This is a genomic window from Streptomyces sp. NPDC048462 (genome assembly GCF_043200175.1).
Lineage (GTDB): Bacteria > Actinomycetota > Actinomycetes > Streptomycetales > Streptomycetaceae > Streptomyces.
The window spans coordinates 40,811-59,100 of record NZ_JBICXG010000006.1 but is presented as its reverse complement, the minus strand read 5'-3'; the positions used below and the strand labels follow the sequence as shown (position 1 = coordinate 59,100).

Sequence of the window (18,290 nt, the reverse complement as noted above, 5' to 3'; positions counted from 1 at the left end):
GTACCGCTCGAGCTCCACGACTACCGGATCATGAGGCCGGCCCTGTCCTGTCTCCTCGGACTTGTCGGCAACCGCCAGTCCATTGACGTCATCGCCGAACGCCTGGGCAAGGCCACGACCGGATTCATGGCTTCCCGCCTGCTCGGTCACCTGCGAGAGCATCAGCAGTGGCCGGATATCCAAGCCGCACTGATCCACATTGCGGACTACTTCGACACCCACCCGGCCCCGATCGACTACCAACGGCGCCAGCGCATCGACTACAGCCTCCTGCTCCCCGATGAACAGTGGGCCGATATCGCTAGAGAATGCGACGTCGTCCGCGGCACGGGCACGCTTGCCCGGCTCTTCAGGAGCTACCTGTTCCTGCGTATCAGTGGCCTGCCAGCCCGAATGGCACCACCCACCTGCGCCCCCGAAAACGACTCGGCCCGCGCCCAACACGCCATGCGATACCGCCGGTTGACGCCGGAACTCCTCGTGCATCTCGACCATGCGGCCGAGGAGTTCCTACATCGCAACCGCATCACCGACGAACCAGTGACCTGGTACCCGCCGGACAATCTCCTCCACGACCTCAGCCTGCCCGGACATCGCCCCTCCGAGATCGACATCAAGGAACTGCACAGGCTGATCCGCCACGAAGAAATGACGGCCACCCAGGCCGCCGCCCGCCTGCATACGACGATCGACGTCGTGCGCTGCCTCCTCGACCGGCACCCGGCACGCGATACAAGCGAACGACGCTCGTGGCCCGCTCCTGTCTCCGATGCCGTCCGCGCAGCCCTTGACCCAGCCACCTTCACGCGGCTCTACATCGACCAGCGGATGTCCCTGCGCGCCATCGGAGAGCTCTACGGCGTCAAGGTCGACGTGGTCAGAGGTATCGCCGACGAGTACAGGATCCCGATCCGCACACCGAAGGAGTACCGACACCGCCAGGAGATCACCCGGGAATGGCTCCACGAGCAGTACGTCACACGCCGTCGCACCCTCGCTGACATCGCTGAAGAGACCGGCATGACCATGTCGAACGTCGCCAAGTGGGCCAGGATGCACAAGATCCCCTTGCGTCCTCGCGGCGGCGCAAGCCATGACGAGAGCCTCCGCATCGAGGACAAGGCCAGGCAGGCTCCCCGCTTGCTGCAACCCGCACTCAACGGCCTTGCCGCCGAAGAGCGACTCCTGCGTTTCGTGAAGGCTTCCGCCTACCCCACCCTCGGCGTGGCAGCCCGGGACATGGGGGTCAACGGGCCCACCCTCGTCACTCAGATCAACCGGCTGGCCCGCGAACTGGGTGGCCCACTGCTCGAACGAGCCGAACGAGGCCGCCCCATGAAACTCACGCCACTCGGCAAGCGGGTCGTCAGGGCCGCAACTGGCTGGCTATCCGCACCGTGATTCTGATGGGACTCGGAATACAGGGTCGGCTCGGCCTCCACCGTGATCACGATGAAGGCCGTCCACCCCAAGAGGAGCCGTCGAAGCTCCTATAGATCGTCAAGCCCGTGGGCGGGGTTCATAGGATGCGTTCGTGGCGCGATTCGAAGAGGTCAAGGCGACGTTCTGGGGCGAGGGCCGGTACGGGGTTCAGCCGCCGTTGACCGACGCGGTCGTTCAGGATGCCGAGCGCCAGCTCGGCGTCCGTCTGCCGGCTTCGTTGCTGGAGATCCTGCGGGTCCGGAACGGCGGTGCGGTGGCGGAGCTGTGGAATGCGTTCCCGACCGATGTCCCGACGTCGTGGAGCGAGAAACACGTTCCCCTTGACGACATGATGGGCATCGGCCACGGTGGCCAGTCGTCCTTGCTGGACACTGCCTATCTGGTCCAGGAGTGGGGTCTTCCGTCCCCTCTGGTTCTGTTGTCCGGTGATGGTCACTGCTGGATCACTCTCGACTATCGGGTGTGCGGGAAGCGCGGAGAGCCGTCCGTGACGTGGTTCGACGTGGACGGCGGCACGGAGCTCTCGCTGGCCGTGGACTTCCAGGCGTTCGTTGAGCGTCTGACTGCTGCCACGTCGCTCGATTCCGACGATTCGGATGGTAACCGGTCGGCGTCGTGATCTCGTTCTGGCCGAGCCTGTCGTGTGCGCGGTGTTGGGCCAGGAACGTGGGAATCAGGGGAGGAAGACGCGCTGTGCGTTCCAGCTGCGGGGTACGCGCGTATCAGGCGCCGGGTTCGTCCTGGCCGGGGGAGACCGCTTGCCGGTGCGAGAGGGTGATGCGGCGCTGGGCCGGGTCGACGTCCAGGATCTTCACGGGGAGTGCGTCGCCGACCTGGACGCCCAACTGCGGTTGGTCTAGGTGTCCGTCGCCCAGTTCGGTGTTGTGCACCAGCCCCTCGAAACCGTTCTCCATCTCTTCAATGCGTACGAACACGCCGAACGGCACGAGCTTGGTGACGCGGCCGACGACGGTCTGACCGACCCGCCCGGCGAGCAGCGGCATCGGATCCTCGTGCAGGGCCCTGAGCGACAGCGACACGCGTTCGCGAATCGGGTCCACGTGGAGGATTTCGGCGCTGATCTCCTGGCCGACGGCAGCGACGGCTGAGGGGTGGCGGACGGGCCGCCACGACAGCTCGGGGATATTGATGAACGCCTCGAAGCCGCCAATGTCCACGAAGGTGACCCAGGAATCGGAGATCCGAGTCACCCGGCCGGTGATGATCGCACCTCGGTGAAGGGTCTTGAGGAAGGCCCATTTGCGGGTGCTGGGGGTGGGGTCGATCTCCCAGCGGGCGCGTACCACTCCGTCGCTGTCGGGTAGGACGGCGGCGAGCAGCGGGACGCGTTCGTCGGCGTCCATGGGCAGGATCATCGCGGCGGAAGCGTCGGAGAGACGGGTGGCCAGCTCCGGGAACTCGTCTTCGTCAGCGTCGGCGCTGTGCATCCGCCCGTCCCTGTCCTGCCAGACACACTCGACGTGGCCCTCGGCGGGGAGCGTGGCGAGTACCGCGTCGATGTCGGAGGACAGGTCCGGCCAGATGGCCAGCCGGGCTCGGGGAGCGAGCCCGGCGCGGACCGTGTCGAGGTTGTCGGGGGTGACGCGGTGCCAACGCGCGGAGTTGTACGCGGACTGCTCTTCCAGGACTCTGGAGTTGTCCCACTGCATCGACCAGCGCAGATGTTCCCAGAACTCGTCGTCGGCCGGCCGTTGGGGGCCCTCGTCCTCGGGTTCGAAATCGTACGGAGAGGCGTCGATCCGCCCCGGGAACAACCCGAGCGCGCGGGTCCGGGCCACCGCGGTTTCGCAGGGGCGACTGCTGCCGATGTACAGGTACTGGTCCCAGCCCACGTGCACCGTGAAGGTGTCCTCCACCTCCAGCCTGCACCAGGCGCCACCGTCGCGCAGCATGATCCGTACAAGATCCATCGCGGTGCCGACCGACACCTCCGCACCATCGTGAAATCCATCCGGCCCGGTCGGGAAGAGACCGTCCAGCCCGAAGCCGTCCATCGGTGGCTCCAGTCCGAAGCTCACGAACGGCACCGGGAGGTGCGGCTCGCGCACGGCCAGGCGCTCGACGCCAGTGTCCGAGGCGAACGCCGCGATCGCTTGAAGGTAGGCACCCTCGACCTGACCGTGGTCGCTGATCGTGTCCTCGGCACCGGTGTAGTTTCCGTGTTCATCACGGTCGGCGGGGTCGTACTTGGTGACGCGATAGACGTAGGGCAGCACGCCCTCATCTTCCGGCATGGTTCGGACGCGGCAACGCGCAGTGCCACTGCGAATCGAGGGGCAAGCGCTCAGTCCGCGAACTCCGAGCCGATGTTGTTCCACATGAAGTCGCTTCTCCACTCCGTCCTGCCAGCAGCCCAGCCGAGCAAGGCGGTAAGGATCTTCGCCTCGGAGATGGTCCGCGTCTGATAGTGCTCGGCCGCTGCACCGTCCCGGAACTCGAGTTGGTACGTGTTGTCGTCGCGCAGCAGCACCTGGATGTACCAGTTGCCCTCGATGTCCTCCTCCGCGCGCTCCAGGACCAGATGCGCGTTCCCCCGCTGCAGGTTGGCCAGCATCCTGCCTATCGCCGGCTTCGTGGGCTTCTTCACCACGCGCCCCACCTCATCAGTTGCAATCAGCATGGCCGGATTCTCCAACACGGCTCTGACACCGACTCGGTATCAGACGGAGGACCTCGTCATCATTGACCGGTGACGACATGGATGCGCTGCTACTGGGACGAGGAAGACACCTGGTTCTACTTCGAGGTCGATGCCGAAGGCTGGGTGATCCGGCAGATCGAGCTCGAAGGGCCTGCGCTGACCCCGATCGCGGCTGCTTCCCTCGAGGAATGGCAGCGAGCCCACGACGCGGGCCGCCTTGACGAGTACGACAGCAGATTCGGGATCACTGCCGAACTGCCCATCTCTGAGTGGGAAGGCCACGACCCGCTGCCGCTCACCTCCGAGGAATTCGAAGAGGTCTGGAAGAACGCCCGTCAGCACATCGTCGGCCGACCGTCATGAGCGCCAGGGCGGTCGTGAGGAAATGCCGCTCATCCTGAGACGAGAGCCCCCGGTCACTGCGTGAGACCTCCCGAGAAACAGCTGGTCAGCGCGACGCGCTATGACGTGCGCCGCGAGACCCTAAACGACCGCACGACCGCACGACCGAGGGACTACAGGGTCACGCTCGCCGAGTGCTTGGCCATCTCCGAGGAGACGGCCAAGCGGCCCCGTCGACAGCGGTGACCGCCGCCACGGTCACCCGGAGACGCGGCGGCCATGGACGACAGCGCGTACGGCCCGCTCTCCGCGAGGGTCGGCCAGGAGGCGGGCGAGGTCCCACCACCGCAGCAGCAGCGCCGGATAGTGCGGCGGGATCGCGCCCATATGGTCCCGGTCGAACCGCGCGCGGATGCTCTCGTGGCGCAGGGCGGACCGGATGTCGTCGAGGGAGGGCGGACGGTGGCGGACAGCGGGCGGGAGCATGGCCTCGTACTCCGGCGCCAGCCGGCGGCCGGGGGCCACCATGACGTTCCCGCCCAGCGCGTCCGCGACAGCGTCCTCCAGTTCCTCCTGGGCCCGCACGGCGCGCTCCCACCAGTGGTCCCGGAAGGCGGTGACGCGCTCGGGGTCGGCCAGGTCGAGCGCGTCGCGCTGCGCATCGAACTCCGCACGCTCATCGACGGGCAGGGCTTCCCGGATCGCACCGGGCGTCTTCGCGGGATGGCGCGGCGGGGCCTGACCGAGGTGGTGCTGCCACTGCTCCCCGCGCACCTCGTCGGGAGGCGGCCCCCACACGAGGGCGCCGCCGCTCATGCCGGGCTTCTCCGGGCCGGCCGTCGCCAGAGGGGCTTCCAGGCTGACCGCCATGAGTTCCAGGTAGGCGGGCAGCGACTCGTACTCCTGCTCGCGCTCCCCGTATCTGGTCCACTTGCAGACTTCCCCGGTCTCACCGTTGAGGTAGAGGCCGTGGACGGTGTCGTGGGGGCTGAACGAGCAGAACGGTATCCAGGACGGCTTCCACAGCACCAAGGCGTCGTCGCCCTCGCCGTGCGCCTCCTGAATCTCCATCTGCATCCGGTGGGTCCTGATCACGGCGTCCAGCGGCATCAGGGCCCAGTCGCCCAGCATGAGCCCCGAACCCGCTACGCCGTCCTCACCGGCGGACAGCCGCCACAGCGCCTCCAGCTCTTCCGGAACGCTCACGCCGAGAGCTTCTGTCAGAGCCGCGACGTCGGCATCGGAGGCGCCGGGCCTGAGAGCCGCGTACGACGGCGGGGTGTACTCGGCCAGCCACTCCACGATCCGGCTCCATGCCCGGGTGACTCGCTCATCTGCTGGTGTGTCGGTGGTCATGGTCACCACGCTCGCATGCGCCCCGACCGCTCACGCAGCAGGGCCGGAGCATGAAGTGAGCTTTCCCGCGGCGGAGGTTGGCGAGCATGGCCACCACCCTGGCCTGCGAGGGCCGGGTTTCCCTGGCCACCCCGCCCGCTGGGGGTGGCCAGGGCACGGCCGACCCCATCAGCGCTTTATGCCCACGCCCGCCAGCAGGCCGATCTGGGCGTCCGCGGGCTCCGTGCCGTCGGCGGGTCCGGCGGGGCGCCAGCGGTGGCAGCAGCACAGGCCGGGGGCTATCACGTCGAGGCCGTCGAAGAAGCGGCTGATGTCCTTGTGTGAACGGAACTCCACGGGAGTCCCGGAGCTGGTGTAGACCTCCGCGACCTTGTTCCAGACGACGGGGTCGAAGTCGGGCGTGCAGTGGTTCATGGCGAGGGCGCTGCCGACCGGAAGTGCGTCGAGGAGCCGGCGGACGACGTCGTACGGATCACTCGGCTCGGTGATGAAGTGCATGAGCGCGTTGAGGGAGAGGGCGATGGGCTTGTCGAAGTCCAGGACCTCCGATGCCCGCACGGCGTCCAGCAACGCGTCCGGGTCCTTGACGTTGGCCTCGATGTAGGTCGTGCTTCCCTGCGTCGTGCTGCGCATGAGGCGTTCGGCGTACTTGAGGACGAGGGGGTCGTTGTCCGCGTAGACGACCCGGGCCTCGGGCACCACGGACTGGGCGACCTGGTGCAGGTTGGGCTCGGTCGGGATGCCGGTGCCGATGTCCAGCCACTGGCGGATGCCGTGCTCCTGCGCCAGGACCCGGGTGGCCCGGTGCATGAACGCCCGGTTCTCGCGGGCGGTCACGAAGAGGCCGGGGTGGGCCTCGGCGGCGACCAGGGCCGCCTCCTTGTCTATCTCGAAGTGGTCCTTGCCACCCAGGAAGTAGTCGTACATCCGGGCCGAGTGCGGCCTGCTCGTGTCGAGGTCCCGGCCGGCCTGCCTGGTGGTCATGTGCTCCCCTTCGTCCGTGTGTCTGTCAGCCCGCAGGCCTGGAACGGGACCGGTGTCGGCGTTCCTGCTGTCCGCCGCCGGTTCACCCGGCGGCCAAATGATCGGCCATGCCCTCCTTGACCCCGCGCAGGAACGCGGCGATCTCCTCCGGCGCGTAGATCAGCGCCGGTCCGGCCGGGTCGGTCGACTGCCGTACGGCCACCCGGCCGTCAGCGAGCTTCTTCGTTTCGACGCACTGACCGCCGTTCGGCCCGCTCCAGGGGCGCTCCCAGCCCTGTTCCCCGAGATCGCGGGCCGACATTCCGTTGTAGACACACTTGTCGGTGATCGTCACGAGTACTCCTTGCGCATGTGGTTCAAGAGCGCTCTGCTGTCCTCGGACGACGTCAGCAGCGCCATTCGGGAATGCGCCTCAAGATGGGCGACGACGTCCACCCGCTGGTCCAGGTAGACGGAGGCGGACAGGATTTCGCTGTAGACGATGTCCGGCAGCTCGGGCTCCGCGAACCGGAAGTACGTGAACGGGGCGCACGCCCCGACGTGCGCACCCGCGTCGAACGAGACGATGTCCAGGCTGACATGCGGGAGTTCGGACACGTCGAGGAGTCGCTCGATCTGCTCCCGCATCACGTCGGAGCCGCCCACCGACCGGTGCAGGACGGCTTCCTCCATGACCACCCACAACGTGGGGGCGTCCTCGCGCTCCAGCAGGCTCTGGCGGCGCAGCCGCAGTTCCACGCGGCGCGTGAGCTCCTCGTCGCTGCCGTTCGGCAGCCCGCCGCGCAGGACGGCGCGGGCGTAGTCGGGAGTCTGCAGAAGGCCGGTCACGTACTGGGGTTCATAGGTGCGAAGGGTCTGGGCGCCGGTCTCCAGGCTGACATAGGCGGTGAACCAGCTCGGCACGGCGTCGCGGTAGGAGTGCCACCAGCCGGGCTCGTTGGCCTGCTCGGCCAGGTCGACGAACTCGTCTATCTCCTGGCGGTCCGCCCCGAAGGTTTCCAGAAGCTTCTCGACGTACAGCGGCTTCAGGGCGACCTCGGCCTTCTCGAGCCGCCGGATCGTCAGGGGTGTCACGCGCAGAGCCTTCGCCGCGTCCTCCAGCGACGCATCGACTCCGAGCCGCATGTCCTGGAGCCGACGCCCGAGGATCATGCGCAGGACTGTCGGCGCGCTGGTGCCGGAACGGGCTTCGCTCACGCCCAACCTCCTGAGAGTTCATCAACAACACCATTCTTACAGTGGCTTGAAGACGACGCCAGGGTGATACCGGCACTGCTGAAATTATCAGGGAGTCGGTTGCAGCGTGAGTCCTATCACGCGATAGTTGACATGTGAGTGGTCAAGTCGCAGCTCTGACGCGGCATCCGGTCCGGACAGGACGCGTGATGCCGATGCCGTCGTCGGCACCTCACCGCAGGGGGCCTGCCTCGGCACGCGCCTCTTTCTCATCGGGCCGCAGCCCGCACCCCCACACCGCGCCTGCCCCCCGGAAGGCACTGGAAGGCGACATCCGTGACTCTGTACACGTCCCCGGCCCCGGCCCCGCCCGCGACCTCCGCTTTAGCCGCGACCGAGCCCTGTCGGGAGTACTGGTTCGGCCTGCCCGCCCTGCGCACCAGCGCGAGAGCCGCCCGCGACACCGTGCGAGACCGGCTCCGCGCCTGGAAGGTGCCGGGCGACACGTGCTGCGACGCGGTACTGCTGGTCTCCGAGCTGACCACGAACGCCGTACTGCACACCGGCAGCGGCCGGGTCCTGTGCGGCCTCACGCTGACCGACGACGAGCGGCGCCTGCGTATCGAACTCCACGACGAGGGCCACACCCCGGTCCGTGCGCCCGAGCATCTCGCCGGCCCGGACGAGGAGAACGGGCGAGGCCTACTCCTCGTGTCCCAACTCGCAGACCGCTGGGGCTCCGCACGCTCGGCGCGTGCGGAAGGCAAGGTCGTCTGGGTCGAGTTGACGGCCAACTCCTGACGACATGGGTGCGGGCCGGCGCCGAGTGCGGCGCCCGCCCCGGCGGCGACCCCCCGAACGCGGCGCGGACAGGCCCCGCCTGCCGCGCACCGGGCCGGTCTCCCCGCTCAACGGCGGAAACCCCGATCGAAACCGTACGGCCCCGCTACGCCTCCTTCGCGCGGCGAGGAATCCCCGTTCCTCGATGCATCTACAGAAGGCACCCATGACCCCCCACGGTGAAACCGCGTCTCCCGTCGTCCTGTACGTATGCGCGGACAGGGCCCCCCGCGCGCCCGGGGCGGCAACGCAGCGCGCACGGACAGAGGGCCACGCGTTCGCGCAGGAGCGCGGGCTGACCATCGCCGAGGTCGTCACCGACACCTACGGCGAGCCCGACCCGGCCCAGCGCCGGGGGTGGCGGCGAGTGAGACAGCTGGTGAGAACCGGCCATGTCACCGCGGTACTCGTCCGCTGGCCCAGCGCCATCGCGCCGGAGTCCGCGCCCGAACTCCGCCGCCGCGAGACCGCCTGGCTCCAGGACCGGGGCGTACGCGTCCGCTACACCTGGGCGCCCCTGTCGTCGAAGAGTGAGTGACGAGACCCGCTGATCCGTTGCCGGCGGCGGCGGGCCCGGTCGCATCGGCCCCCGCTGTCACAGCAAGTGGTCCGCCTTGCCGGCCTTGATGTCGCGGATCAACTGCTGGAGCGCCTCGCGGCTGTCGGTGAGGAAGTGCTCCTCCGAGCCGAGGACGGCGATGTACCCGTTGCCCTCCTGGTCCGTGCCGAGCCTGAAGCAGCTGGCGCCCTCGCCGCAGTAGGGCTCTTCCCACGTGACGTCCCGCATGGTGGCTCCCTCATAGGTGGCGTGCGATGCCATGGATGAAGTCCCGTGACTCCCGGGGCGACAGAGCGATCCGCTCCATCCAGTCGAGATGGGAACGATACTTCGCCAACTGTTCTTCCCCGTCCAGGAATTCGGGGCCATGGGTGCTGTCCACCTGCACTGTGTCCAGCTGAGGCGTGGGCCCTTCCGCGTAGTTGACCGTCTGACCGGCACCCGGAAACGCGCCCGCCTCGAAGGGGATTACCCGCAGGGTGACGTGGAGGCTCTCTGATGCGGTGAGCAGATGATCGAGCTGCACGCGGGCGACCTTGCGGCCACCGAACTGCATGCGCAGCGCGGCCTCGTGTATGACACCCGTGTACTCGGGCGGCGTTGTGCCCTCCAGAACCTCCTGTCGTTCCACACGGTGCGCGAGTCGCAGAGCGACTTCGTGTTCCGGGAGGGTTGGGACGACCACTCGGAAGACGGCCAGGGCGTGATCGCTGGTCTGGAGGATTCCGGGGATATGGACGGAGTGCGCACTCCGCATGCGGAGCGCATGGGCCTCCAGCTCTGCGATGTCGAGCAGGCCGTCAGGGAGTGAGTCGCGATACCGCTCCCACCAGCCCCTCCTCGCGCGCCTCGCCATGGCGGCCAGCGCCTCGACGTACGGCTGGTCCTGGCAGGTACATGCGCGGGCCAGGGTGAGCACGCGGTCCTCACTGATGGCTCGGATGCCTTGTTCGATGTTGGAGAGTCTGGACCGGTCGACCCCGAGGAGACCGGCGGCTGTCTCGGCGGAGACTTCGGCTGCCAGGCGCATCTTGCGGAGTTCGCGCCCCAAGCGCCTCTGACGCTCGGTCGGTGAGGTTCGCGATGACATGTCAGTCCTTCCGTGGCCATCTGCTTGAAGTCTGCCGTGTAGATGACGACCTGAGTGTGCGAGGGGCATTTTTTCCGACCTTGGTGGCCAATATGACCCCTGACGCGCTACATTCAGTAACGCACCGCTCACGCAGCGACGAGCCGGAAGTGCATCGCGCGGGCCTGCCCGCTACCTCCTTCCCTGGGAAGGGCGGGGCCGCGCCAGGGAGACAGGCCACTGTTCGTCCGTAAGGCGTAAGCCATTCGTGCGCACCCATGAGGAAGAGGGACGCCGTCAACTCGCACCCGTAAAAGGGGAGTCAAACGTGTACTCATCTCCACTCGCCGCACTCTGTCCGGCCCTCGCCCCAGCGGAACAGCGCCCGCGGCCCCACCTGCGCCCGAGGAGTCGCGCCGGGCGGGACGGGGCCGGGATCACGCTGAGTCTCACGCTGCCCGGCAGCACCCGCAGCGCGGTCATCGGCCGGACGGCGGTCGGAGCGGCCCTGGAGGCCCATGGGCTCGCCCGGTACGTCTGGCCCGCGACGCACGCCGTGTCCGAACTCCTCGCGGTGGGCGCGAGGATGACTCCGGGCAAGGAGTTGTACGTGTCGCTGCGCCACCGCGACGACGCGGTCCGCCTCCTGGTCTGGGACCAGCACCCGCACCATGCCGAACCGGACACGGCCGCGCTCTGCGAGGTGCGGAGGCGGCGTGCGCTCTGGATGCTGGCCGCCGTTGTGGACGACTGGGGAGGCGAGTGGGGGACGTGCGAGGCTCCGCAACCGGAGCGGCTCGGCAACAAGTCCTGGGTGGTGCTGCCGCGCTGAGGCGGTACGCGCCCGGCGGTTGGCAGAGGGGGTTGGCAGGATCGTGGCCATGAACGTCACGCCTGTCACTCCGCCAAGGCCGATCGATGTTGCCGCGGTCTTCCCTCAGCCGGCCCCGCTGGCGCGCACGGCGACCCGGTTGCACCCTCGCCCCGCGGTGCCGACGTGGCACGACAGCTCGATCGGCGGGCCGCTGCTGTGGCCCGCCGGCGAGCCGTGGCCCCACTGCGAAGGCCCTCATGAAGTGGACGGAATGAACCCGGCCCTGTTCCCGGCAGATGTGCGGCTGGAGCGACTGATCCATGCCGCCTCGTGCGAGAGGGACATGAGGCCGGAGGAGCGGGAGGCCCTTGAGCGAATCAGGCCGCCTCGGAAGTATCCGTTGAGGCCGGAGGACCGGCAGTACGACGACTCAATGGCGATGCTGCCCGTCGCTCAGCTGTACGCGCGGGATGTGCCCGATCTGCGCACGCCTGAGGGGGTCGATCTGCTGCAGGTCCTGTGGTGCCCCTTCGGCCATCCGATCATGCCCAGGACCGTGTTGTTCTGGCGGTCGGCAGCCGCGGTCACCGACATCCTCAGCGCGCCACCTGAGCCACCCGCGATGCAGTTCGTCGGCTACCTGCCCGACCCGTGCCTGCTCCGCCCGGAACAGGTCACCGAATACCCCGACCACCTGGAACTGAGTACGGAGCTGCAGGAGCAGCTCAGGCAGTGGAGCGTGCCACAGGCGGACGAAGAGGACATGGAGCCGTCGACGTACTACGACTGTGTGCTGTCCAGCGCACCCGGCTGGAAGGTCGGCGGCTGGCCCGCCTGGAACTCCACCGACCCCACCCCGCGGCCCCTGCCCCGAATGCGGTACCGGGATGGAAGTCCTGCTGACCATCGCCACGTTCGAAGAGGGGGACGACGAGGCGGGCAGCTGGTCCCCGTACGAGGAGCCTGCCGCTGAACCGTCGCCCGGCACGGCCCGCTTCGACGCCAGCCAGCCCAGTTCGGTCCAGATCGGCAGCGGCTACAGGCAGCAGCTCTTCGTCTGCCCAGCTGCGCCCGAGCATCCCCACATCGAGTTGATGACGTAGTAGTCAGGCAGGCACGCCCTCCCGCGCCGGGCGGTGGGTGAGCTTCGGTGTCCGGTGAAGCCGCTCGACGGCAGAAGGCCGCGTTGACAGGCGGCGGGCGGCTACGTGTAATGGAGGCGGTGTCGCGTGACGCCGGCCAAAGAGCAGTGGGCCGGCCGGTGATCGGGCGAACACCCTTCACCCAGGGGTCCGTCATGAGTCATCACTCCGCGCCCTGCGGCTGACGCGGCGAGGCCGCGCATATTACCTCTCCCGTGCCGCCCGGCGCCCACGCGCGCCCCGTTCGGGAGGCTGTGCGGCCGCTTCGTCCTGGGCACGTCACCACACGCCATGACCCGCAGTCACTGCGGACATCACCGAAGCTCCGGAGACACGCATCCGTATGCCCACGTCCTTCAATGAAACGATCATCGAGGAGTTCCGCGCCAACGGGGGCGAGGTCGGCGGCCCCTTCGCGGGCGGCGACCTCCTCCTGCTGACGACCACCGGCGCCAGGTCGGGGATCGAGCGGACCACCCCACTCGGCTACGTCCGCCACGGCGAGCTGATCCTGCTCGTCGGCTCCAACCTCGGCGCACCGAGCCACCCCGCCTGGTACCACAACCTGCTCGCCCACCCGGTGGTGCGGGTGGAGATCGGCACCAGCGTCTTCCAGGCCCTCGCGGTCCCCGCCGAGGGCGAGCGGCGTGACGAACTGTTCGCGCACGCCGTGGAGTCCGCCCCCGGATACGGCGACTACCAGGCCCGGACCGACCGGGTGCTGCCCGTCGTCGTGCTGGAGCGCGCCGACCCCGACGGCTGGCGGCCCGGCGAGGTCCGCACCCTGGCCGACAAGGTCATGGAGGTCCACACCTGGCTTCGCGGCCAGTTGCGGCAGGTCGCGGCCGAGGCGGACGCCCACTTCGCCGAGCGTGCGACTCACCAGGGACCGGGCGAGCCGCCGGCGCCGGGCCTCGGGCTGCAGATCAGGCAGCGCTGCCTGGCGTTCTGCCAGGCCCTTGAGTTCCACCACACCAGCGAGGACGGGCACCTGTTCCCCGGGATCGCGCGGTACCACCCAGACCTGGGCGACACCTTCGCCCGGCTCGACGCGGAACACCGCACCGTCGCCCGGATCCAGGCGGCGCTGGTGGAGCTGCTCGCCGGTATCGCGATCGCTGAACCGGGCAGCTTCCGCGTCGAGTTGGCGCGGATGTCGGCGGAGCTGAACGCCCACCTCGACTACGAGGAGGAGACGATCGTCCCCCTCCTGGCCGACGTGCCCTGGCCGCCGGCCCCTCCAGCGAACGCGAGCTGACGGCAGCTGATGTGAGCCGGTGTGGGCTTGTCCGGGCCGGCCTGGGCTGAGGCCTCTGGTCAGCCCGGCGTCGCCGGGTCCCGTCGCCGCACCAGCGGCAGGTACACCTCGTCGACGATCTCGACGAGGACGTCGTCCGGTGCGGCGGGGACCCCGCGTACGACGAACTCGTTGCGCAGCAGCACCATGGCCACGGTGGCGACCCTGGGGTGCAGCGCCTCCGGGGAGGCCTCGCCCCGGGCCACCGCGCGGCCCAGGATCGTCAGCCAGGGGGCGGCCGCGGCGTCGCCGGACTGGTCCTGGAGCTGCGCCAGGAGTTCGGACGCGCCGCCCGCCGCGGAGATCAGCTCGCGCAGGATCGTGCCGAACGGCGAGCTCCAGTTGCGGTTGGCCCGGCGCAGCAGTTCCAGGACGTCCCCGCGCAGCGAGCCGGTGTCGGGCGGCTGGATCGTCGTGGACAGCTGCCGGTAGGCGGCGATGCCGAGGGCGAGCCGGTTCGGCCAGCGGCGGTAGATGGCGTTCTTGTTGGTGCCCGCGCGGGCGGCGACCCGGTCCATGGTCAGGGCGGCGTACCCCGATTCGGTCAGCTCGGCCGCCGCGGCGCGCAGGATCGCCTGCTCCAGGACGGCTCCGCGTCGCCGGGTCTGCCCGGTGACCGGCTGCCCCACCGCGTCCGCTGCCATCGCGCCTCCCGCTGACGGTACCGCTCGTACCCTCCCATTTTGCTTGCCGTTTCAGCACAGCCGCAAATAGGGTACGTTCAGTACCGTAGCGGTGAAGGAAAGTGGCGAGGGAGCGACGTATGCGGGCCAGAGGGATCAGTTACGACACCGGCTTCGTCAGGAACGGAGTGACGTCCCGGGCGTCCTTCGACCCGGTGACGGTCGAGCGCGAGCTGCGCGTCATCCGGGACGAGCTGCACTGCAACGCGGTGCGGGTCATGGGCGGTGATCCGGACCGGGTGGAGCTCGCGGCGGGGTATGCCGCAGATCTCGGCCTGGAGGTCTGGTTCTCCCCGTATCCGCTCGAACTGGCCGCCGACGAGATGCTGTCGCTCTTCGCCGACTGCGCCGAGCGGGCGGAACGGCTCCGGCTGCGGGGAGCGGAGGTGGTGTTCGTCTGCGGAGCCGAACTGAGCCTGATGAATGCGGGGTTCCTGCCCGGTGGCAGCCTCGATGAGCGGGTTGCCGCGCTCCGCAGGCCCGACTTCCCGCGTGAGCACCTCGGGGCGCTGAGCACTCGGGTCAACGAGTTCCTCGGCCGGGCCGCGGCGCTCGTCCGGGAGCGCTTCGGCGGCAGGGTCACCTACGCCGCCGTGCCGCTCGAATGCGTCGACTGGGCGCCCTTCGACATCGTCTCCCTGGACCTCTACCGGTCCGCCGCGACAGCCGGGCAGTTCGCCGACAGCGTCCGGGACCTCGTGGCGCAGGGGAAGCTCGTCGCGATCACGGAGTTCGGTTCGGCCGGATACCGGGGCGCGGGGGCCCGGGGTGCGGAGGGGCTGGAGATCGTCGAGTACGGGGAGGACGGTCGCCCCGTCCGGCTGAACGGTGAGTACGCCCGCGACGAGGCCGGCCAGGCCGCCTACCTGAGCGAACTGCTGGAGGTCTTCGAGGCCGGGGGCGTCGACAGCGCCTTCGTGTTCACCTTCGCCCTGTACGACCACGTGCACCGCCCCGACGGCGACCCCCGGGACGATCTGGACCTGGCCGGCTACGGCATCGTCAAGGTGTACGAGGACCGCCTCGACGCGGCCGGGCCGGGGCTGCCGTGGGAGCCGAAGGCCGCGTTCACCGCCGTCGCGGACCACTACCGGGGGCGCTGAAGTCCGACGGGCGCGAGGCGGACGCCCCGGCCGTCGTGGCCTGCACGAGGAGTTTCAGTGCCGCCTCGGAGGCCGATCCGGCGGCGGTGGTCACCATGACCAGGGACTGCTCGGGTTCGGACGGCGCCGTCAGCGTCTGCTGAGTGACCGTCAGGAAACCGACGAGCGGATGCCGCAGCTCGTACTCGGCACTGTCGCACGCCCGGACCCGGTGATCGGCCCACATCCCCGCGAACTCGGGACTCCGCGTGGTGAGTTCACCGATGAGCGAGGTCAGCCGGGCGTCCTGCGGATGCCGCCCGGCGACCAGTCGCAGATTGCCGACCACGGCCCGGGCCTTCGCCGCCCAGTCGACGTACAGCTCACGGATGTGGGCGTCCAGGAAGACCAGACGCGCCATGTTCGGGCGGTCCGCCGGGCTTTCGGGACCGGTCGGGTCCACGTGCCCGGCCAGCAGCGCGTGCCCCGCGGCGTTCCAGGCCAGTACGTCGCTGCGCCGCCCGGTCACCACGACGGGCACCTCGCCCAGGGACCGCACCAGGTCGCGCACGGCCTGGGCCGGTCGCTCGGCCGGGGGGCGCCGGGCCGTGACCCGGTGCCGGCAGGCGGTGGCCAGGTCGCGCAGGTGCAGCCGCTCGGTCTCCTCCAGGCGCAGGGCGCGGGCGATCGCGTCCAGCACCTCGACGGAGGCGTGGCAGGAGGCCCCCTGTTCGAGGCGGGTGTAGTAGGAGGCGCTGACACCCGCCAGCAGGGCCAGCTCCTCACGCCGTAGTCCCGGCACCCGGCGGCGGTCCCCGTAGGTCGGCAGGCCGACGTCCTGAGGCTGCAACTGCGCCCGCCGCGCCTGGAGGAAGGCGCCGAGCTGTCCGTGAGCGTCCATGGCTCCGAGTATCCGGGGTCAGGACCCCGCGCAGCCTGCCCCCGCCAGGGATAGGCAGAGCCGGGGCTGGTTGCCCACCGCAGCCCGGACACACAGTGGGGCCACGAGCCGGCCCGGTCGACGGACGACAGGACCGGGTCCCGTACCCATCCCGCCCGCCCACTCCATGCCGCTCGTCCAGACCCCACCACGCAAGGAATCAACGTGTCAGCGAAGTACGCTCAGTCCGCGAAGTCCGCACGCAACGCACTGGCCGTCGCCATCGCGACGGTCACCCTCACCGTCGGCTGGGCAGGCTCGGCGACGGCCTCCACCGCACCCCTGTCGCACGCCAGGATCACCGGGCACTTCGACCTGGACGCCGGGCAGATGCCGGAGAACATCGTCGCGGAGCCCGACGGCGACCTCGACCTGTCCCTCTCCAAGGCGGGCCGGATCGCCCAGGTGACCCGCGACGGCAAGGTGCGGGTGCTGGCGACCCTGCCCGTACCGGCCGATGACGGCGTACACACCCCCGCGCTCGGCTTCTCCCTGGTCACGGGCCTGGTCAGGGACGCCCACGGCACGCTGTACTTCCTGTACGCCACGGGCACCGACGACCTCACCGGCGTCTGGCGGCTCACCCCCGGCGGCCACCCGGAACGCATCGCCGCACTGCCGGCCGACGGCCTGCCCAACGGTCTCGCGCTGGACTCCGGCCGCCTCTACGTCACCGACTCGGTCCGGGGCGTCATCTGGCGCGTACCGGCGGCCGGCGGCCGCGCGACGGTCTGGGCCGACGGTGCCGAACTGGCCCCGGACAACTTCCTCGGCGCCAACGGGCTGAAGGTGCACAACGGCGCCGTCTGGGTGTCCAACCTGGACCGCGGCACCGTCCTGCGGTACCCGGTGCGACGGAACGGCACGGCGGGGGCCGCCCGGGTCATGGCCGAACAGCTGCCCGGAATCGACGACTTCACCTTCAGCGGGCGCGGCGACCGGATCCTCGCCGCCCTCAACCAGACCGACGAGGTCGCCCTGATCGAGCCCGACGGCACCCACACCATCGTGCTCAGCGCCCGGGACGGGCTGCAGAACCCCACGGCCGTCGCCGTGCGCGGCGACACCGCGTACGTGACCTCGGCCGCGTATCTCACCGGCCAGGACCCCAACCTGCTCACCGCCCGCATCCACGACCACCACTGACGGACCGCCGCGACGGGGCCCGGCGACCGTCGGGCCCCCGCCCAGGGAGGTGCCATGAGCACCACCGTTCCCGACCGCACCGCACTGGGACACCTCGACCCGGCGGACTACCGCTTCACCAGGAAGGCGTGGATCGCCGCCACCCCCTCGCGCGCCTACGACCTCGTGAGCGACGTGCAGATGATCGGCACCTGGAGCCCGAGCGCGAGCGAGGTGCACTACGACGCCGGCTCCGGCCCGCACCCCGGAGCCCGGTTCGGCGGACGCAACCGGCGCGGCGGCCGTGAGTGGACCAGCCGCTCACAGGTGCTGGAGGCCGAGCCCGGCGACACGTTCTCCTTCGTCGTCGAGGAGGTCGTGCGGTGGCGCTGGACCTTCCGCCCGCTCGGAACCGGCACCGTCGCGGAACAGTCCTGGCAGCTGCTGCGGCTGGACCCCGTGCTGGGTACCACCCGCGCGGAGCTGGACGCGCTGCTCGCGCACATGGCGGACAGCGCCGAGACGACCCTGACCGCCCTGGCGCGCTGGGTCGCGGAGGAGAGCGGCGGGCGCGGCCACCGCTGAGCCGAGCGGGAGTGAGGGGGAGTGCGAGGGAGCGAGAGGGGCCACCGGAGTATCGGCGGCGAACCGGAGCAGAAGAGGATAGGCAGCACAGGGCGTCTCCCGCGTCCCCCCGCGTCCGCGCGGCGGGAGGCGCCCCGGCTGTGCCTGCCCACCCTCCTACGTCCCCTACGTCCCCTACGTCCCCTACGTCC

General features: G+C 69.6%; 21 protein-coding genes. 11 read left to right on the top strand and 10 right to left on the bottom strand.

Annotated features, from left to right (window positions below; all coding sequences use genetic code 11):
* Positions 1–30 precede the first annotated feature (30 nt).
* Positions 31–1,401 (top strand): LysR family transcriptional regulator, encoded by a 1,371-nt coding sequence (locus ACGFU6_RS13085; protein WP_393610407.1) that lies wholly within the window; start codon positions 31–33, stop codon positions 1,399–1,401.
* Positions 1,402–1,534: 133 nt separating this feature from the next.
* On the top strand, positions 1,535–2,062 hold the full coding sequence (locus tag ACGFU6_RS13080; protein WP_393610405.1) for an SMI1/KNR4 family protein: 528 nt from the start codon (positions 1,535–1,537) through the stop codon (positions 2,060–2,062).
* Between the two features lie 103 nt (positions 2,063–2,165).
* Here the strand turns inward: ACGFU6_RS13080 and ACGFU6_RS13075 are convergent, their stop codons facing one another.
* Positions 2,166–3,698 (bottom strand): S1 RNA-binding domain-containing protein, encoded by a 1,533-nt coding sequence (locus ACGFU6_RS13075; protein WP_393610403.1) that lies wholly within the window; start codon positions 3,696–3,698, stop codon positions 2,166–2,168.
* 50 nt (positions 3,699–3,748) lie between these two features.
* Positions 3,749–4,084 (bottom strand): hypothetical protein, encoded by a 336-nt coding sequence (locus ACGFU6_RS13070; RefSeq protein ID WP_393610401.1) that lies wholly within the window; start codon positions 4,082–4,084, stop codon positions 3,749–3,751.
* 81 nt (positions 4,085–4,165) lie between these two features.
* On the opposite strand from ACGFU6_RS13070, the gene ACGFU6_RS13065 reads away from it, so the two are divergent.
* Positions 4,166–4,468, top strand: a complete 303-nt coding sequence (locus tag ACGFU6_RS13065; RefSeq protein ID WP_393610794.1) for a hypothetical protein — start codon at positions 4,166–4,168, stop codon at positions 4,466–4,468.
* A gap of 237 nt (positions 4,469–4,705) precedes the next feature.
* Here the strand turns inward: ACGFU6_RS13065 and ACGFU6_RS13060 are convergent, their stop codons facing one another.
* The 4 genes from ACGFU6_RS13060 to ACGFU6_RS13045 form a co-directional block, all read right to left on the bottom strand.
* Positions 4,706–5,803 (bottom strand): SMI1/KNR4 family protein, encoded by a 1,098-nt coding sequence (locus ACGFU6_RS13060; protein WP_393610399.1) that lies wholly within the window; start codon positions 5,801–5,803, stop codon positions 4,706–4,708.
* A 168-nt stretch (positions 5,804–5,971) separates the two neighbouring features.
* Positions 5,972–6,787 (bottom strand): SAM-dependent methyltransferase, encoded by an 816-nt coding sequence (locus ACGFU6_RS13055; protein ID WP_393610397.1) that lies wholly within the window; start codon positions 6,785–6,787, stop codon positions 5,972–5,974.
* 82 nt (positions 6,788–6,869) lie between these two features.
* Complete coding sequence (locus ACGFU6_RS13050) at positions 6,870–7,121, bottom strand: DUF397 domain-containing protein (protein WP_371630424.1); 252 nt, start codon at positions 7,119–7,121, stop codon at positions 6,870–6,872.
* Positions 7,118–7,984, bottom strand: coding sequence for a helix-turn-helix domain-containing protein (locus tag ACGFU6_RS13045; protein ID WP_393610395.1), 867 nt, complete (start codon positions 7,982–7,984; stop codon positions 7,118–7,120). The genes ACGFU6_RS13050 and ACGFU6_RS13045 overlap by 4 nt, the downstream gene beginning before the upstream one ends.
* A gap of 315 nt (positions 7,985–8,299) precedes the next feature.
* On the opposite strand from ACGFU6_RS13045, the gene ACGFU6_RS13040 reads away from it, so the two are divergent.
* Both ACGFU6_RS13040 and ACGFU6_RS13035 read left to right on the top strand, forming a co-directional pair.
* The gene (locus ACGFU6_RS13040) at positions 8,300–8,764 is read left to right on the top strand and encodes an ATP-binding protein (RefSeq protein WP_393610393.1); all 465 of its coding nucleotides are present in this window, start codon (positions 8,300–8,302) and stop codon (positions 8,762–8,764) included.
* Between the two features lie 205 nt (positions 8,765–8,969).
* Complete coding sequence (locus ACGFU6_RS13035) at positions 8,970–9,341, top strand: hypothetical protein (RefSeq protein ID WP_393610392.1); 372 nt, start codon at positions 8,970–8,972, stop codon at positions 9,339–9,341.
* Positions 9,342–9,398: 57 nt separating this feature from the next.
* Here the strand turns inward: ACGFU6_RS13035 and ACGFU6_RS13030 are convergent, their stop codons facing one another.
* Together ACGFU6_RS13030 and ACGFU6_RS13025 are read right to left on the bottom strand one after the other, a co-directional pair.
* Positions 9,399–9,590: a hypothetical protein gene (locus ACGFU6_RS13030; RefSeq protein ID WP_393610391.1), complete on the bottom strand. Its 192-nt coding sequence runs from the start codon at positions 9,588–9,590 to the stop codon at positions 9,399–9,401.
* A 10-nt stretch (positions 9,591–9,600) separates the two neighbouring features.
* Positions 9,601–10,452 carry a helix-turn-helix domain-containing protein gene (locus tag ACGFU6_RS13025; protein WP_393610389.1) on the bottom strand — a complete coding sequence of 284 codons (852 nt, stop codon included), beginning with the start codon at positions 10,450–10,452 and terminating at the stop codon, positions 9,601–9,603.
* A 307-nt stretch (positions 10,453–10,759) separates the two neighbouring features.
* Between ACGFU6_RS13025 and ACGFU6_RS13020 the strand changes: the two genes are divergently transcribed.
* The 3 genes from ACGFU6_RS13020 to ACGFU6_RS13010 all read left to right on the top strand — a co-directional run bounded on the left by ACGFU6_RS13020 (position 10,760) and on the right by ACGFU6_RS13010 (position 13,645).
* Positions 10,760–11,263, top strand: coding sequence for an ATP-binding protein (locus ACGFU6_RS13020; RefSeq protein WP_393610387.1), 504 nt, complete (start codon positions 10,760–10,762; stop codon positions 11,261–11,263).
* A 415-nt stretch (positions 11,264–11,678) separates the two neighbouring features.
* Positions 11,679–12,218, top strand: coding sequence for a hypothetical protein (locus tag ACGFU6_RS13015; RefSeq protein WP_393610385.1), 540 nt, complete (start codon positions 11,679–11,681; stop codon positions 12,216–12,218).
* A 512-nt stretch (positions 12,219–12,730) separates the two neighbouring features.
* Positions 12,731–13,645, top strand: a complete 915-nt coding sequence (locus ACGFU6_RS13010; protein WP_393610383.1) for a nitroreductase/quinone reductase family protein — start codon at positions 12,731–12,733, stop codon at positions 13,643–13,645.
* A gap of 59 nt (positions 13,646–13,704) precedes the next feature.
* On the opposite strand, the gene ACGFU6_RS13005 is transcribed toward ACGFU6_RS13010, so the two are convergent.
* Entirely contained in the window at positions 13,705–14,328 is a 624-nt protein-coding gene (locus tag ACGFU6_RS13005) for a TetR/AcrR family transcriptional regulator (RefSeq protein ID WP_393610381.1), read from the bottom strand.
* Positions 14,329–14,447: 119 nt separating this feature from the next.
* Here ACGFU6_RS13005 and ACGFU6_RS13000 point away from each other — a divergent pair, with 119 nt between their 5' ends.
* Positions 14,448–15,470: a hypothetical protein gene (locus ACGFU6_RS13000; RefSeq protein ID WP_393610379.1), complete on the top strand. Its 1,023-nt coding sequence runs from the start codon at positions 14,448–14,450 to the stop codon at positions 15,468–15,470.
* On the opposite strand, the gene ACGFU6_RS12995 is transcribed toward ACGFU6_RS13000, so the two are convergent.
* Positions 15,436–16,350, bottom strand: a complete 915-nt coding sequence (locus tag ACGFU6_RS12995; protein ID WP_393610377.1) for a helix-turn-helix domain-containing protein — start codon at positions 16,348–16,350, stop codon at positions 15,436–15,438. The genes ACGFU6_RS13000 and ACGFU6_RS12995 overlap by 35 nt on opposite strands.
* 204 nt (positions 16,351–16,554) lie before the next feature.
* Between ACGFU6_RS12995 and ACGFU6_RS12990 the strand changes: the two genes are divergently transcribed.
* Both ACGFU6_RS12990 and ACGFU6_RS12985 read left to right on the top strand, forming a co-directional pair.
* On the top strand, positions 16,555–17,535 hold the full coding sequence (locus tag ACGFU6_RS12990; protein ID WP_393610375.1) for an SMP-30/gluconolactonase/LRE family protein: 981 nt from the start codon (positions 16,555–16,557) through the stop codon (positions 17,533–17,535).
* Between the two features lie 54 nt (positions 17,536–17,589).
* The gene (locus ACGFU6_RS12985) at positions 17,590–18,099 is read left to right on the top strand and encodes an SRPBCC family protein (protein ID WP_393610373.1); all 510 of its coding nucleotides are present in this window, start codon (positions 17,590–17,592) and stop codon (positions 18,097–18,099) included.
* The last annotated feature ends 191 nt before the right edge of the window (positions 18,100–18,290 follow it).

Excerpts from the sequence above, each read along its gene's own strand:
- ACGFU6_RS12985 (WP_393610373.1), top strand. The coding sequence starts at position 17,590 with ATGAGCACCACCGTTCCCGACCGCACCGCACTGGGACACCTCGACCCG.
- ACGFU6_RS13075 (WP_393610403.1), bottom strand. The coding sequence starts at position 3,698 with ATGCCGGAAGATGAGGGCGTGCTGCCCTACGTCTATCGCGTCACCAAG.
- ACGFU6_RS13065 (WP_393610794.1), top strand. The coding sequence starts at position 4,166 with ATGCGCTGCTACTGGGACGAGGAAGACACCTGGTTCTACTTCGAGGTC.
- ACGFU6_RS13060 (WP_393610399.1), bottom strand. The coding sequence starts at position 5,803 with ATGACCACCGACACACCAGCAGATGAGCGAGTCACCCGGGCATGGAGC.
- ACGFU6_RS13005 (WP_393610381.1), bottom strand. The coding sequence starts at position 14,328 with ATGGCAGCGGACGCGGTGGGGCAGCCGGTCACCGGGCAGACCCGGCGA.
- ACGFU6_RS13015 (WP_393610385.1), top strand. The coding sequence starts at position 11,679 with ATGGCGATGCTGCCCGTCGCTCAGCTGTACGCGCGGGATGTGCCCGAT.
- ACGFU6_RS13070 (WP_393610401.1), bottom strand. The coding sequence starts at position 4,084 with ATGCTGATTGCAACTGATGAGGTGGGGCGCGTGGTGAAGAAGCCCACG.
- ACGFU6_RS13000 (WP_393610379.1), top strand. The coding sequence starts at position 14,448 with ATGCGGGCCAGAGGGATCAGTTACGACACCGGCTTCGTCAGGAACGGA.
- ACGFU6_RS12995 (WP_393610377.1), bottom strand. The coding sequence starts at position 16,350 with ATGGACGCTCACGGACAGCTCGGCGCCTTCCTCCAGGCGCGGCGGGCG.
- ACGFU6_RS13025 (WP_393610389.1), bottom strand. The coding sequence starts at position 10,452 with ATGTCATCGCGAACCTCACCGACCGAGCGTCAGAGGCGCTTGGGGCGC.
- ACGFU6_RS13030 (WP_393610391.1), bottom strand. The coding sequence starts at position 9,590 with ATGCGGGACGTCACGTGGGAAGAGCCCTACTGCGGCGAGGGCGCCAGC.
- ACGFU6_RS13035 (WP_393610392.1), top strand. The coding sequence starts at position 8,970 with ATGACCCCCCACGGTGAAACCGCGTCTCCCGTCGTCCTGTACGTATGC.
- ACGFU6_RS13055 (WP_393610397.1), bottom strand. The coding sequence starts at position 6,787 with ATGACCACCAGGCAGGCCGGCCGGGACCTCGACACGAGCAGGCCGCAC.
- ACGFU6_RS13085 (WP_393610407.1), top strand. The coding sequence starts at position 31 with ATGAGGCCGGCCCTGTCCTGTCTCCTCGGACTTGTCGGCAACCGCCAG.
- ACGFU6_RS13010 (WP_393610383.1), top strand. The coding sequence starts at position 12,731 with ATGCCCACGTCCTTCAATGAAACGATCATCGAGGAGTTCCGCGCCAAC.